Genomic DNA, 14423 nt, shown 5'->3' with positions numbered 1-14423 from the left:
GAGGGACCGCTAAATCAATCCGGTTCTTGATTTCTTGGTCCCTGGAGCTTCCCGCACCGCGGGCTCAATACAGCGACTTGCCAATCGAATCCAGGATCGTCTGGCTGAACACGCCGGGCTCGTTGACGCCCCACATGCTGCGGACGAGGTCGAAGGAGAGCACGCCCACCAACAGCAGCAACAGGGTGCCGGCGCCCAGCAGGCTGACGGTGACGGCGTCGAACTCCGGTTCGGGAGCGCGGGCGTAGCCGGCGGGGGCGAACTCGGAACGGCTGGCGCCGCTTTCGAACTCGTCGTCCTCAAAGTCGGCGTCGGAGGCTTCGAAGACGTCCAGATCCTCGTCGTCGTCCTCGGCGAGGATCTCCGCCGAGGCGACGCTGCCGGAGGAATCGGACTCGAACTCGTCGAAGTCTTCCTCCAGTTCGAACTGGCTGGTGTTCCCGCCGGCGGGGGCTTCGATCGGGTCGTCGAAGTCGTCTTCGTCGTCGTCCTCGAACAGGATGACGGAGGTGTCGGCCCCGCCTTCTTCGTCGTCGGCGACGGAGTAGCCCTCGTCGTCCATCGCTTCCAGATCCGCCTCGGTGGCGCCGGCGCGGGCGGCCGCCGCGGCGGCGCCGGCGCCGGCCCCGGCGGCGGCGAGGGACTTGGTGGTCGAGGGGGAGTCGTCTTCGTTGAGGAAGTCGAGGGCGATGCCGCTGTCGGCGACGCCGCTGTCGGCCATCAGGGGGCCGCTGTCGCCGGACAGGGCGATGCCGCTGTCGTCGCCCAGCAGGATGATGCTGGAGCCGTCGTCCCCGCCGTTGAAGTCGTCCAGGGCGATGGCGCTGGAGGCGTCGGCGGAATCGACGTCGGACAGCGAGACGTCGCTGTCGTCGACCAGGGCGATGCCGCTGCTGTCGTCGGCGAGGGAGACGTCGCTATCGTCGTCGTCGTCCGCAAGGCTGAGGCCGCTGTCGTCGTCGTCCCCGATATGCACGCCGCTGGTTCCCTCCAGGGCGATGCCGCTGTCCAGCGGGCTTTCCAGCATGATGCCGCTGTCGGCCCCGAGGGTCAGTTGGCTGTCCTCGTCGAATCCGCCGACCGGCTGATCGTCGTCCAGCACGCTGGAGCCGACGGCGCTGGAGCCGCCGGGGCGGCGGGAGTCGGAATCGGAAACCAACGCCACGTCGCTGTCGTCGTCGTCCGCGGAGAGGGCGGCGCTGTCGTCGGCGATCAGTCGCACGTCGCTGTCGCTGCCGCCGCCGCCCAGCAGCACGCTGGATTCGTCGCTGATCAGGCGGACGTCGCTGTCGGAATCGGACAGATCGATCGGGCCGCTGCCGGTGTCCCGGGAATCCGTGTCGCGGAGGTCGCCGACGCCGCTGTCGACGGTCAGGCGAACGTCGCTGTCGGTCACGTCGGTATCGCCGGGGCCGCCGCGGACGATCGTGGGCTCGTCGGCGAGGCCGATGTCGTCGTCCTGCTGGCCGGGCATGCGAATCTCCAGCGATTCGCCGCCGAGGGCGGAGCCGCCCCCGCCGCCCCGCCTCGGGGCGTCGTCGTCTCTCAGGTCGAAATCGGGATCGTCCAGCAGGGGGACGTCGGGATCGCTGGAGACCTGGAGGGAGCGGCCGTACTCCTCGATGTCGTCCGCTTTGAATTTCCAGGTGCCGCGATCGGCGAAGCCGCGGAGCTCGCCGTCGGCCCGCAGCTTGTTGAGCTTTTCGGAGGGCATCGAGAGGCGCTCGGCCGCCTCTTCGAGCGACAGGTACTTCTTGGCGGCCATGCGTGCGATCAAGCGATGGGGGGCGGGCGCGATCTGCCCGATAGGGGCCGGTCAGTCTTCCCCGCCGGCATGGCCCGTTCAAGCGGTTTCCGCCGCCGCGGCGGACCGCGGGCGGTGTCCAAGGGACCGCATCGGCAGGACCGCTACCGTCCGAGCGGCGCTCAAGTCTCTCGCCCAAGCCGGACGCATGCGTCCGGCTTAGGGGTCGGCGCTACACGGCGATCTTCTGGAACTTGGTGCGCGTCGGGCCAACGTCGCCGTCCCGCTCCTTCTTCATCCGCTCGTAGAGGTCGTAGTTCCCCTCGAACCAGGTCGTTTTGCTGTCGCCCTCGAAGGCGAGGATGTGCGTGGCGATGCGGTCGAGGAACCAGCGGTCGTGGCTGGAGACCATCACGCAGCCGCGGAACGTGAGGAGGGCTTCCTCCAGCGACCGCAGGGTGTCCACGTCCAGGTCGTTCGACGGTTCGTCGAGGAGCAGCAGGTTGCCGCCGCTCCGCAGCAGCTTGGCGAGGTGGACCCGGTTCCGCTGCCCGCCGGAGAGCGTGCCGACCAGTTGCTGCTGGTCCGGGCCCTTGAAGTTGAACTTACTGGCGTAGGAGCGGGCGTGCATCTTCTGGCCGCCGCCCAATTCCAGGACGTCGTGTCCGCCGCTGATCTCCTCGTAGACGCTTTTGGTCGGGTCGAGGTCGGCGCGGCTCTGGTCGACGTAGGCGAGCTTCACCTTCTGGCCGATCCGCAGGGTGCCGGAATCCGGCTGCTCCTGCCCGGTGATCATGCGGAACAGCGTGGTCTTGCCGGTGCCGTTCGGCCCGATCACGCCCACGATGCCGCCGCGGGGCAGGCGGAAGGTGAGGTCGTCGTACAGCAGCTTGTCGCCGTAGGCCTTCCGCACGCCCTCGGCCTCCACCACCAGGTCGCCCAGCGGCGGGCCGGGGGCGATCTGGATCTCCGCCGTTTCGTCGGCGATGTCGACCTTGGTGTCCTGCATCTGCTGGAAGCGCTCCAGCCGGGCCTTGTTCTTGGTGGCCCGGGCCTTCGGCGTGCTGCGGGCCCACTCCAACTCCTGCTTCATCGTCTTCTGACGCTTCGACTCCTGTTTTTCCTCCAGGGCGAGGCGGGCGGACTTCGCTTCCAGCCAGGCGGAGTAGTTGCCCTCGAACGGCAGGCAGCGGCCGCGTTCGATCTCCAAGATCCAGCCGGCGACGTTGTCGAGGAAGTAGCGGTCGTGGGTGATCGCCACGACCGTCCCCTTGAAGGCCGCGAGGTACTTCTCGAGCCAACCCACCGAGGCGGCGTCGAGGTGGTTCGTCGGTTCGTCGAGGAGCAGCAGATCCGGCGAGGAAAGCAGCAGTTGGGCGAGGTAGACCCGCCGCTTCTCGCCGCCCGACAGCGGTTCGATCAGGGCGTCGTCCGGCGGGACGCGGAGGGCGTCCTTGGCCATATCGAGGCTGCGGTCGATCTCCCAGAGGTTTTCCGCGTCGATGCGAGTCTGGACCTGATCCAGCTCCTTGAGGGTCTTTTCCATCTCCTTCGGGGAGAGGTCCTCGCCCAGCTTCATGTTGAGGTCGTTGAACCGATCCAGCACGGCCCGCTGTTCGGCGACGGCCTGTTCGATGGTCTCGGCGACGGTCAGGGAGCCGTCGAGGTCCGGCTCCTGCTTGAAGTAGCCGACCGTGACGTCCTTCATCATCAGCCCGGCTTCGCCGTCGAAGTCGCGGTCCTCGCCGGACATGATCCGCAGCAGGGTGCTCTTGCCGGCCCCGTTGACGCCCAGCACGCCAATCTTCGCCCCCGGATAGAAGGCGAGGCTGACGTCCTTCAGCACCTCTTTATCGTCGTAAACCTTGGTCAGGTTCTCGATCTGGTAGATGTACTGCTGGCTCATACTGTCTGGGAACCGCCCCGCCGGCGGCGGGGGTTGAAGAGAGGCTGGGGAAAGCGATCCGGCGGCGCATCGTAGGACCGCGCACGCAGACCGCAATCCGGCCGCCCACGCGGCGGCCCCATCGGACGGCCCGGCGACCGCCTACCGGGGCGCCCGCTGAGCGAGTTGCAGGGCCAGGGGCGTCTGCGTGGTCTGCACGCCGGCGCCGTTCGGCACCCCGCCCGGGTTGAAGTGGGTGAACTGGCGTTGCGTGTCCGTCCGGACGGCCTGGAACACCGCCTGCCAGGTCAACGGCTTGTCGAGGTTCGCCTCGACGACCCGCTGCAAGGACCCCGTAAACAACGAGCCCGCCCGGTTCGGATAGACCATCGAGAACTCGTCTTTCTCGCTGGAGGTGACGTCCACCACCCCGGTCGACTCGAAGAACAGCGACCGCATCAGCGGCCGGGTCCGCTCGTTCCAGACACGGGCCGCGACGCCCGGTTCCTTGCCGGTCCAGCGGGTGTAGCAGGTGTCCGACAGCAACACGGTCAGCCGGGCGTTGTGCTTCGTCAGCGCCGCCAGCACGGTCGAGCGCTTCAACTTCGTGTCCCCGTGGGGCATGTGGAACAGGTGCCCGGCCCGGTCGGTATAGGCGCCGTGGCCGGAGTAGTAGAACAGCACCGAGTCGTGCGGGGCGACCTTCAGCGAGCCGATCCGGGCCAGCACGTGCTCCGCCGTCATCCGCTCCTTCCAACGGGCGGACCGCTCGGAGAACTCCTCGACCTCGATCAGGCGATTGTCGACGCTGTCCTCGATCAGGCCGAGGAAAAGCAGGCGGTCGGCGGCGCAGTCCACGCCGATCGATTTGTCGAACTTGTCCGCGATCGCCAACACGTGCAGCCGCGGCGTCGCCCAGACGGCGTCGACGACCGCCTTGGCCGCCGGCGGGCTGTGGGTGCAGTTTGGGTCGTCGACCAGGCACTGGGCGAGCTTCATCCCGCACCCGCACGGGCAGCCTTCAGCCCGCAATCGGGTGACGACGTCGTTCGTCCGCGTCGTCCCGAGGTGATCCGTCTTCACCCGGGGAAACGTCATCGCCGTCTGCCAGTCGAGCCGCTCCTGACCTTGGCACTCCGTTCCCCACGGAACGCCCCAACAGAGTGCGACGGCGAGGATCGGAATCGGGATGCGAGGCGACATGCGGGGTTCCTGTGGACGGGGACGGCGATGGGGAACGCCCCGTGGCGTCCCGGCCAGCCCAAACGCCCCGGCGCGCCCTGTCAACAGGCCGCCTGCGGCCCCGACGCCGTAAACAAAAGGTCCGTCCCGGTTACGTCGTTCCCCGCCCGCCCCGCGGCGGGCCGGTCGCCGCTCAACCGATCGCGGTCGGGGTTGGGGCGGCGGAGAGCGCCCGGCTGACGCGGAGCGTTTCGTCGACCAGTTGGTGCACGCGGCGGGCGATTTCGTCGTCGGTGACGCCCCATTCGGCCGGGTCGTCCGCATCGGTTTCGCCGAACGCCTCCCCCAAGGCGTAGACGAACCGCGGGATGATCAGGCAGCGAAAATCGAGCATCAGGCTGTTCGCCAGCCCCAGGGCGCTCATGTAGCTGCCGTGCCCGCCGGCGGCCAGCAGCAGGCCGACCGTCTTGCCCGTCCACGCCCTGCCCGTCAGTTCCACGAGGTTCTTCGCGGCGGCGTTGACGTCGTAGTTATAGACGGGGGAGGCGAACAGCACGGCCTGCGCCTCCGCGACCAGTTGCGCGGCCCGCACCGCGTTGGGGTGGCCGTAGGCGGCGGCCCCGTCGCACATCGGCAGCGGGTCGGTCCGTAGGTCGAGCAGCTCCACCGTCTCGCCCCGCTCCGTCAGCCGGGCCGCACAGGCCTCGGCGAGGAGCCGGCTGCGGCTGGTCGGGCTGAGGCTGGCGGAGACGACGAGGTACACGGGCGCAGCGAGCGGAAGAAGCGGCGGGGAAGCTCGATCCTAGCGCCGCGACGCTGCTCCGCCCCCCCTGCGTCGCCGTCGCCGAGAAGCGGCGCGTCCCCCGGACGCTCCCCGCGATCAGCCGAAGCGGCCGGTCACGTAGCTGTTCGTCTCTTCCAGCTTCGGGTTGGTGAAGATCGCCTCCGTCGGCCCGTACTCCATCAGTCGGCCGAGGTACATGAAGGCCGTGTACTCGCTGATGCGGCTGGCCTGCTGCATGTTGTGGGTGACGATCAGCACGCTGTATTCGCCCTTCAGGCGCTGGATCAGGTCCTCCACCTTGCCGGTGGCGATCGGATCCAAGGCCGAACAGGGCTCGTCCAGCAACAACACTTCCGGCTCCGCGGCGATGGCGCGGGCGATGCACAGCCGCTGCTGCTGACCGCCGGACATCCCGAGGGCCGACTCCTGCAGACGGTCCTTCACCTCGTCCCACAACGCGGCGCCGCGGAGGCTGCGTTCGCAGACCTCGTCCAGCACCCGGCGGTCCCGCTCGCCGTCGATGCGGAGGGGATAGACGACGTTTTCATAAATGCTCATCGGGAACGGGTTGGGCTTCTGGAAGACCATGCCCATCCGCTTGCGGAGTTCGATGACGTCCACGCTGCGGTCGTAGATGCTGTCGCCGTTGAGGGTCATGTCCCCCTCGATCCGGACGATATCCAATAAGTCGTTCATGCGGTTTACGCACCGCAGCAGGGTGCTCTTCCCGCAACCGGACGGGCCGATCATCGCCGTCACCTGCCCCTTCGGCACGTCGAGGCTGACGTCGAACAACGCCTGCTTCGCCCCGTACCACAGCCGGAGGTTCTGCACCCGGAGGACGTGCTCCTCGTCGTCCAATTCCGGGTGCACCTCGGCCGGGACGACCTCGCCGCGGGCGATCGCCGCCATGCGGTCCGAGGGCGGCTCCGAGGGCGGGGCGCCGGCGAGGATCACGTCGTCGGGACCGCCGGGGCTCCCCGCGGTCGAGCGGGCGGCGCGGGCGTTCGGCGGGGCGAGCGGATGGGCGACCAAGGGAGCGACGTCGAGGGGAGGAAGGTGCAATCTCGCCGAACGATTCGGCGAACGACGGGCAAATCAAGCTCTAGAAGGACGCGGAGACGTACCGGCGCCGCAATCGCGCCCGCAGCCACATCGCCGCCAGGTTCAGCACGGCGACCAGAGCAATCAGCAACAGCATGGTCGTGTAGACCATCGGCCGGGCGGCGTCGCCGTCCGGGGCCTGAAAGCCGAGGTCGTAGATGTGAAAGCCGAGGTGCATGAAGCTGCGGGAGGGGTGCACGAAGGGCGGCTCGAAGTCCACCGGCAGCGCCGGGGCGGTGTTCACGGCGCCGACCAGCATCAGCGGGGCGACCTCCCCCGCCCCGCGGGCCACCGCGAGGATCGTCCCCGTCAGAATGCCCGGCAGCGCCCGGGGCAGCACGATGCGGCGGATCGTCTGCCACTTGCTCGCCCCGCAGGCGTAGCTCCCTTCCCGCATGCTGTTGGGCACCGCGGAGAGGGCCTCCTCGGTCGCCACGATCACCACCGGCAGCGTCAGCAGGGCGAGGGTCAAACTGGCCCACAGCAGCCCGCCTTTGCCGAACGTCGGGTCCGGCAGGCGCTCCGCGTAGAAGAGTTGGTCCACGCCGCCGCCGATCAGGTAGCAGAAGAACCCCAGCCCGAAGACGCCGAACACGATGCTCGGGACGCCGGCGAGATTGTTCACCGCGACCCGCACCGCCGAGACGACCAGCCCCTGCGCGGCGTACTCCCGCAGATAGAGCGCCGCCAGCACGCCGAACGGCACCACGGCGACGGTCATCACCAGCGTCATCGTCACGGTCCCCCAGATCGCCGGCCACACGCCGCCGGCGGTGCCGGCCTGCCGGGGCTCCTCGCTGAGGAACTCCCACCACCGCGACAGGTAGACCCCCAGCCGCCCCCACCAAGACAGGGCATTCGCCCGGTAACCGCGGACGACCTCGGCCGTTTCGATCTCCACCTCCCGGCCGGCCGCGGTGCGCATCACGAGGCGTTCCGCGGCGTTCTGAGCGGCGAGTTCCGCCATCTCCTGCCCCCGGGGAGCGTTCAGCAGGGCGTGACGCCGTCCGGCCTCGGCGAAGGCAGCCACCGCCCCGCGGAGCGGTTCGGGCTTCTCCTCAAGCTCCGCCTCCAACCGGCCCCGCTCTGCCTCGGAGAGGTTCGACCGGGCGAGGGCTTCGGCGAGCGAACGGCCCTCGACGCCGGTGCGCATCTCCGCGGACCGCACCCGCAGCCGGGCCTCGTTGAGCGCCGGTCCGCTGGCGGCGATCGCGTCCTCCAACTCCTCGGCCCGTTCGTTCCGTTCCAGCGCCGCGGGGCGAAGCCGCTCGAAGGCCGCCCAGGCCTCCGCCGGGCCCTCGAACGTGCCCTCCGGGGAGATGAGCCGCACCGGTTCGCCGAGGAACCGTCCCTGATCGGCACGTTCCAGCACGACGGCCCACTCCGGTTCGGTCCGCGACCCGGGGGCGACCTCGAAGGCGTTGACGTAGGTGAACGTGGAGCCGGACTCGCGGCGGTTGTCGGTGCGGAGCAGCACGCGGACGGCGTCGATGGCGTCCTCGCCCTCTGGGAACGCGGCGAGGGCGGCGGCCCGGGCCTCGTCCGGCAACAGGGCCATGGAGGCCCGCCGCAGTTCGTAGGTCTCCGTGCCGTAGGGCTCGCCCAGCAGGACGTCGCCGTTCCGCAGCGAGACCTGCACCAGATGGCCCGGCCAGAAGGTGCCGACGCCGTTCCACAGGATCAGGCCCAGCAGCCCGAAGATCATCACCAGGCAGATGATCAGCGCCGCTCCGGACAGCCAGACCGCCGGCTCGCCGCCCGCGACCACGCTGCGCGCCGGCCCGCCCCGCACGCGGCGGGCAGGGAGGGCGGCGGGGGCGGGGCGGTGGTTCAAGTCGATGTTCTCGGTAGGTCTCCCCGGTTCGCCGTCGCCGCTAGGCGGCGCGCGTCCGGGGAGGCGTCAAATCTGCGAGACGCGTTTGCGGAACCGCAACCGCACCGTCTCGGCGGCGGTGTTCACGATGAAGGTCATCCCGAACAGCAGCAGGGCGGCGAGGAACAGCGTGCGGTAGTGCGTGGTGCCGCGGGCGGCCTCGGGGATCTCGGTGGCGATGTTCACCGCCAGCGTGCGGAAGCCGTTGAAGGGGTTCACCTCCGTGATCGCCGTGCCGCCGGCCGCCATCAACACGATCATCGTCTCTCCCACCGCCCGGCCCAAGCCGACCATCAACGCGCTGAACAACCCGCTCATCGCCGCGGGCACCACGACCCGCACGGTCGTCTGCCAGGTGGTCGCCCCGGCGCCGAGGCTGGCGCTGCGGAGGCTGTCCGGCACGCTGCTGAGGGCGTCGTCCGCCAGCGTGTACACGATCGGGATGATGGTGAAGGCCATCGCGAAGCCCACCACGACGGCGTTCCGCTGCTGGTAGGTGTCGACGATCTCCCCCCGCGGATCCCAGGGCGAACCGGCCAGCAACTCGCCCGCCGCCGACAGCCCCCAGGCCACGCCCCAGGCCAGCCCGAGCGTCAGCGCCACGCTGCCGAGGAACGTCCCCACCCGCAGCCAGGCGAACCGGCCCCGTTTCCAGCCCCGCGCCCGCCGCACCAACTTCGGCGTGGCCCCGTAGGCCGAGCCCAGCCCGACCGCCAACACCGCCAGCGGCAGCGTGAGAAACATCCAGGCTCCCACCGGCGTGCCGATGCGGCCGTCCAGCCAGAACTTCACGTCCCCGGCGAACAAAAGCTCCTCCACGACGGGAGCCGCCGCGTGCGCCGCCCACACGCCCAGCGGCAGGCACACCGCGCAGGCCGCCAACCGCCAGCGGCGATACCGCAGGGTGAACGGCTGCGGCAAAGCCTCCCAGATGTAGGCCCCCAGCAGCACGGCGACCGGCACGGTCACGAACCCGCACAGCGCCGACACGAGGTACCGCTCCACGAACGGGGCGAACGCCACCGCCGCCAGGAAGCCCAGCACGACGCTCGGCAGGCCGGCCATCACCTCGACGGCGGGCTTCACCTTCGCCCGGACCGGCTTCGTCAGATACTCGCCGGTGTAGATCGCCGCGAGAATCCCCAGCGGGGCGGCGAACAGCATGCTGTAGAAGGTCGCCTTGAGCGTGCCGAAGATCAGCGGCCACATGCCGTACTTCGGCTCGAAACCGACGCCGGAACTGGTGCTCTGCCACTTCGCCTCCGGGCCGGGACCGCCCTCGTACCAGACCGGCAGGAACAGGCTCGCCAGCGTCGCGTCCGCCGCCCCGGCGTCGAACGCCGCCCGGCTCAGCCCCGCGTCCGACCCCTGGGGACCGGCCGCCGCCGACAGGGCGTAGAGGAAGGAACGGTCCGAGCGCGGCGTGATCGTCACGGCACTCGCCGGGCCGTCGAGTTCCGTCTCGCCGACGACGTTTTCCACCGTGGTCTGAATCACGCGGGCGGTGCCGTCGGCGTAGCCGATCGCGGCCAGCCGATCGACCGGGCTGGGGCCGATCGCCGTCACGCCCGCCGGGCCGTCGGGATAACGCTTGGCGGCGGTCAGGGAGCGCGCCCCGCCGGCGGCGTCGCCGCGGGAGGGAAACCAGCCCGTCGTCACGCCGGCGTCGTCGCCGACCAGCAGTGTGCCGCGGCCGACGGCCCATTCCAGCGCCGTCAGCGTGCGGCCGGCCTCGACCAATCGGAGGGCCTCGGAGAACTGCGGGCTGCGGGCGTTGCGGGTGTTGAACCGCACCGCCCGGCCGTCCGGCCACGCGGCGAGCGCCTCGGACGCCCGCGCCCCGATCCGCACGAACGCCGGCGAGCCGTCCGGCACGTCGGCGCCGGCGGGGATCTGCAGGGCGGCCACGTCGCGCGGCGTGAGGGTCGAACCGGAGCGGCGGAACGGCAGGAACTTCAGCCCCTCCCCCTCCACCCAGCCGGCGACCGCCGGGCCGCTGCGGGACTCGTACACGCCCAGCGCCCGCACCGGGCCCTCGCCCAAGGAATAGACCTCCTCGTCCAGTGCCGCGATCACGGTCTGCACGCGGAACCGGCCGCCGCGGGTCGCCTCAGCGACGGCGGCGACCGCGGCGTCATCCTCCGTCGGCACGGGCGCCGTTTCCCCCTCGCCCAGCGTCCGCACCGCCGCAGGCAGCGCCTCGGCGGAGCGGAACGCGGAGTCGAACCGCATCTGACCCAGCCGGATCGTGCCGTCCGCGTAACCCACGGCCACCATCGCCCCGTCCGGAGCGGCGGTGACGGCGGTCGGGGCCTGTTCCGACAGTCGTTTTGAACCCAGCCGCTGCCCAGTGCGGGCGTCGAGCGCGACCACGGTCCCGTCGGCGGCGACGGTGGCGGCGGCCACGGCGAATTCGTCCACGGCGAATCGGTCCGGAGCCCCGGGGTTCGCAGCGGGGCCTCCCGCGGCGGCGACCCCCGCAGTGCCGGCGTCACCAGTGCCGTCCGTCGGGATCACGCCGTCGGCGGGTTCGATGACGGGCGCGTCGGCGGTCGCGGTCCGGGGCGTGGCGCCGCCGGTCAGCGTGGTGGGGGTCTCCAGTTCGCCCGGCAGGAACAGGGGCACGACCTGCCAGACGAGCACCAACCCCACGCCGAAGATCGCCAGGATCGTGCCGATCCCGCCGACGGAGATCAGACCCGAGGCGATCCGGTCCGCCCAGCGGACGGAGGCTTTCGTTTTGCGATTCCGCCGGCGCCCCGTGAACGAGGCGCCGGCGGCGGGAGCGGACTGTGTCATACCTGCAATCGCCGACGGTTCAGTTGTCGGCATCTTCGGAGGACGCGGAGGCGACCGGGATGCCGGCGTTCTCCAGTTGGGCGGCGGCTTCCTTCGCCGAGACCGGGAAGTAGCCCGCCTGCACGACCCGCTGTTGGCCCTGCTTGCTGAAAACGTACTTCAGGAATTCGGTCGGCAGCGGCTCGAGGGGGGCGTCCGGCTTCTTGTTCACGTAGATCAGCAGGAAGCGGGCGAGGGGGTAATCGCCGGTATCGGCGTTCTCGACGGTCGGCTCGAAGTATTCCCCGCCGTCCTCGGCGGCGAGCGGCAGGGCCCGGACGCCGGCCGTCGTGCCGCCGATGCCGCTGTAGGCGATGCCGGCCTTGTCGTCGGACACCGCCTGAATCGCCCCGCTGGTGCCGGACTGTTCCTTCACGGCGTTGCTGAAGTCGCCGTCGCCCAGCGCCACCTCCTTGAAGTAGCCGTACGTCCCCGAGGCGCTGTTGCGACCGTACAGGCTGATCGGCCGATCGGCCAGCGGACCGTCCACGCCGACCTGGCTCCACCGCTCGATCTTCTCCGTCAGTCCCAGGTTGCGGTTGGCGCTGAAGATCGCGTCCACCTCCGGCAGGGTCAGGCCCTCGACCGGATTGTCCTTATTGACGAACACCGCCAGCAGGTCGCGGCTGGTGCGGATCTCGGTCGGCGGATAACCGTACTTCTTCTCGAAGTCCTGGATCTCGCTCTCCTTCATCGGCCGGCTCATCACGCCGATCAGGGCGCTGCCCTCGATGAGAGCCGTCGGGGCGGAACTGCTCCCCTTCGATTCGATCTCGAAGTCGACGCCGGGATAGAACCCCGAGAACCCCTCGGCCCAGTAGTCCATCACGGCCCGCATCGTGTCGGACCCCTTGGAGATGACCGTCCCGCTGACGGCGGCGCCGCGCTCGTACGTCGGCAGAGCCGCATCGACCGGAACGGCGTCGCCGGCCGGCTTGAAGGCGGCCGTCTCGGCGGCGGACGGGTCGCTCCCCGATTCGACCGGCGCCACGACCGCCTCCGGGGCGCCCGAGACGCCGTCGAGGGCGTCGGTCTCGGAAGAGCAACCGAATGCCGTCAGGGTGACGAGCGACAGGGCGAGCAGTACGCGAAGCGGCGGGCGCGACATCGAGGGCGAACGCAGGGTGCGGGAAATGAACGCCTCGAACCCTACCCGGGCCGGGGGAATCGGGGCACGGGACTGCGCGAAGAATATGTGAAGACGCGAAGCAGGTCCGCCCCAGCCGGTCCGACCGGACCGGCGGGTCGGCGGCGGCGCCGTCCCGTTGAGCCCGAAATCCGCCGCCCCGACCGATTCGACGCCCCGCCCGCCTTGACCGCTCGGTCCGGCGGCACACAATGCCCCTCCAATCGCATCACCCCGCCGGACGGCCTCCCAGGAGGCGGTCGCGGCGGGAGCCGGGAGCTCCCCCGGGTGCGGCGGGCGCGTCGTGAACCGGGTCAGGCCTTAACCGGAGCAGCCCTAAGTGTCGTGTCCGGGTGTGCCCGGGGGCGCGTTCCCCCCTCTTTCGCCGGCGTTGAACACGCCCTGACGGCGATCCGTGGACGCTGGGCGAGACTCCGCCCTGCGCCTATTCTTGAGGTATGGCCTCGCCTCTCCCCCCCATCGATAAGCCCGTCGGATCTGACGATCCGATCCCCGTTGCGGAGGGCGTTTCGATCACACCTGCGGGCCAAGTCAGCGTTGACGAAGGCCTCACCGAGACCCTGCTGGACCTCGCGGAAACGCTGGAGGAGCGGACCGGCCGGCCGGTGGACGTGGAACACGTCATCGCGGCGGTCGTGCTGGCGAACCGGGCGGGCAAAATCGGGTCCGACCGGCGGCTGCGGACCGGCGACGATCTGCTGCTGATGGCCCTGGCGCCGCAAATCGAGGCGGTCTTCACCCGCTACGGCGGGCTCGTGGCAGAACCGGGGGAGGAGGACGCCGTGGAGAGCGCCCCCGACGAACACGCCGACCCCGACGAGGCCGCAGAGCGAACATGAGCGATTCCGCCCCCGGGTCCGCCGCCGACGACGCCGCGGAAGCCGCCGCCACCCCGCCCGGGCCGGAACTGCGCATCGGTCGCATCACCGTCTTCCCCATCAAGAGTCTGGACGGCGTCGGGGTGGACGCCGCCGCGGTGCTGCCCAGCGGAGCGTTGGCCTGGGACCGCCGGTTCGCCCTGTTCGAGCCGGACGGCAGCGTGGTGAACGGCAAGCGGGAGCCGCGGGTGCATCGGGTGGCCGCCCGATTCGACCTCAGCGGGGAGTGCGTGACCGTCGGCCCGCGGACCGCGACGGAGCCGGACGGCGGCGGGGGCGAGCCGGGGCCGGGGTCGCGGACCTTCTCCCTGCACGACGACCGCGAGGAGTTGGAAGCGTTCCTATCCCGGATGCTGGCCCGCTCGGTGCGGCTGCGGGAGGATCAGCGGACCGGCTTTCCGGACGACGAAATCTCCCCCGGGCCGACGGTCATCACCGCCGCCACGATCGCCACGATCGCCGGCTGGTTCGACCTGCCCCCGGACGAGGTCCGCCGGCGATTCCGGACGAACTTCGAACTGACGGCCCAGGGCACCGGCACCGCGGAGCCCTTCGCCGAGGACCGGCTGGTGCCGGAGCCGGGGCAGGAGATCGAGTTCTGGGCCGGCGAGGGGCGGTTCGTGGGGACCGGCGCCTGCCAGCGGTGCGTCGTGCCGACCCGCGACAGCCGCACCGGGGCCGCGATGCGGGGGTTCCAAAAGGAGTTCGCGAACCTCCGGCGACGCACGCTGCCGCGGTTCGCCCCGGACTCGGGATTCGACCACTTCTTCCGCCTGGCGGTGAACACGCGGCCGCTGGGCCGCAGCCGGGGCGGGGGAAACGGCGGGGTCGTGCGGGTGGGCGACGCGGTGCGGATCATCGGCTCCCGGCCGGAGATGGAGCGGTCGGACCCTTCGTCTGCCGAGGAATCCGAGAGCCGGCGGAGCGGCAGAACCGGCAGTTCCGGGTCCCGCACGGGTCGGCGCCGTTGACTTTTGGCGTCGCGGCC

General features: G+C 70.5%; 10 protein-coding genes and 1 other RNA gene. 3 read left to right on the top strand and 8 right to left on the bottom strand.

Translation table 11 applies throughout. The features are described 5' to 3' along the window. Positions 1-64 precede the first annotated feature (64 nt). From CA12_RS14440 to CA12_RS14405, 8 genes are all read right to left on the bottom strand, one after another. Positions 65-1765: a helix-turn-helix domain-containing protein gene (locus CA12_RS14440; RefSeq protein ID WP_145359747.1), complete on the bottom strand. Its 1701-nt coding sequence runs from the start codon at positions 1763-1765 to the stop codon at positions 65-67. A gap of 211 nt (positions 1766-1976) precedes the next feature. Next, positions 1977-3650 (bottom strand): energy-dependent translational throttle protein EttA, encoded by a 1674-nt coding sequence (gene ettA / locus CA12_RS14435; protein ID WP_145359746.1) that lies wholly within the window; start codon positions 3648-3650, stop codon positions 1977-1979. A 141-nt stretch (positions 3651-3791) separates the two neighbouring features. Further along, entirely contained in the window at positions 3792-4832 is a 1041-nt protein-coding gene (locus CA12_RS14430; protein WP_165700772.1) for a caspase family protein, read from the bottom strand. Positions 4833-5004: 172 nt separating this feature from the next. Further along, a complete protein-coding gene (locus CA12_RS14425) occupies positions 5005-5574 on the bottom strand; it encodes an NADPH-dependent FMN reductase (protein ID WP_145359744.1) in 570 nt (189 codons plus the stop codon). Between the two features lie 117 nt (positions 5575-5691). Next, complete coding sequence (gene pstB / locus CA12_RS14420; protein ID WP_145361549.1) at positions 5692-6507, bottom strand: phosphate ABC transporter ATP-binding protein PstB; 816 nt, start codon at positions 6505-6507, stop codon at positions 5692-5694. 193 nt (positions 6508-6700) lie between these two features. Further along, positions 6701-8533 (bottom strand): phosphate ABC transporter permease PstA, encoded by a 1833-nt coding sequence (gene pstA / locus CA12_RS14415; protein WP_207622010.1) that lies wholly within the window; start codon positions 8531-8533, stop codon positions 6701-6703. A 66-nt stretch (positions 8534-8599) separates the two neighbouring features. Then, a complete protein-coding gene (locus tag CA12_RS22600; protein WP_207622009.1) occupies positions 8600-11371 on the bottom strand; it encodes an ABC transporter permease subunit in 2772 nt (923 codons plus the stop codon). A gap of 19 nt (positions 11372-11390) precedes the next feature. Then, positions 11391-12518, bottom strand: coding sequence for a PstS family phosphate ABC transporter substrate-binding protein (locus tag CA12_RS14405; protein WP_145359742.1), 1128 nt, complete (start codon positions 12516-12518; stop codon positions 11391-11393). Positions 12519-12813: 295 nt separating this feature from the next. On the opposite strand from CA12_RS14405, the gene ffs reads away from it, so the two are divergent. From ffs to CA12_RS14390, 3 genes are all read left to right on the top strand, one after another. After that, an RNA gene (ffs, locus tag CA12_RS14400) (signal recognition particle sRNA small type) lies at positions 12814-12909 on the top strand. Positions 12910-12994: 85 nt separating this feature from the next. Beyond that, the gene (locus tag CA12_RS14395; protein ID WP_145359741.1) at positions 12995-13396 is read left to right on the top strand and encodes a hypothetical protein; all 402 of its coding nucleotides are present in this window, start codon (positions 12995-12997) and stop codon (positions 13394-13396) included. Continuing rightward, positions 13393-14406 carry an MOSC N-terminal beta barrel domain-containing protein gene (locus CA12_RS14390; protein ID WP_145359740.1) on the top strand — a complete coding sequence of 338 codons (1014 nt, stop codon included), beginning with the start codon at positions 13393-13395 and terminating at the stop codon, positions 14404-14406. Before CA12_RS14395 ends, CA12_RS14390 begins: the two co-directional genes overlap by 4 nt. The last annotated feature ends 17 nt before the right edge of the window (positions 14407-14423 follow it).

Origin of the sequence: Alienimonas californiensis, assembly GCF_007743815.1 — a bacterium.
Classification (GTDB): domain Bacteria; phylum Planctomycetota; class Planctomycetia; order Planctomycetales; family Planctomycetaceae; genus Alienimonas; species Alienimonas californiensis.
Note: the sequence above shows the minus strand (reverse complement) of the source record. Positions and strands in the feature narration are given on the sequence as shown.

Coding starts and splice junctions, on each gene's coding strand:
- ettA (WP_145359746.1), bottom strand. CDS start 3,650: ATGAGCCAGCAGTACATCTACCAGATCGAGAACCTGACCAAGGTTTAC.
- pstB (WP_145361549.1), bottom strand. CDS start 6,507: ATGGCGGCGATCGCCCGCGGCGAGGTCGTCCCGGCCGAGGTGCACCCG.
- CA12_RS14405 (WP_145359742.1), bottom strand. CDS start 12,518: ATGTCGCGCCCGCCGCTTCGCGTACTGCTCGCCCTGTCGCTCGTCACC.
- CA12_RS14430 (WP_165700772.1), bottom strand. CDS start 4,832: ATGTCGCCTCGCATCCCGATTCCGATCCTCGCCGTCGCACTCTGTTGG.
- CA12_RS14390 (WP_145359740.1), top strand. CDS start 13,393: ATGAGCGATTCCGCCCCCGGGTCCGCCGCCGACGACGCCGCGGAAGCC.
- CA12_RS22600 (WP_207622009.1), bottom strand. CDS start 11,371: ATGACACAGTCCGCTCCCGCCGCCGGCGCCTCGTTCACGGGGCGCCGG.
- CA12_RS14440 (WP_145359747.1), bottom strand. CDS start 1,765: ATGGCCGCCAAGAAGTACCTGTCGCTCGAAGAGGCGGCCGAGCGCCTC.
- CA12_RS14395 (WP_145359741.1), top strand. CDS start 12,995: ATGGCCTCGCCTCTCCCCCCCATCGATAAGCCCGTCGGATCTGACGAT.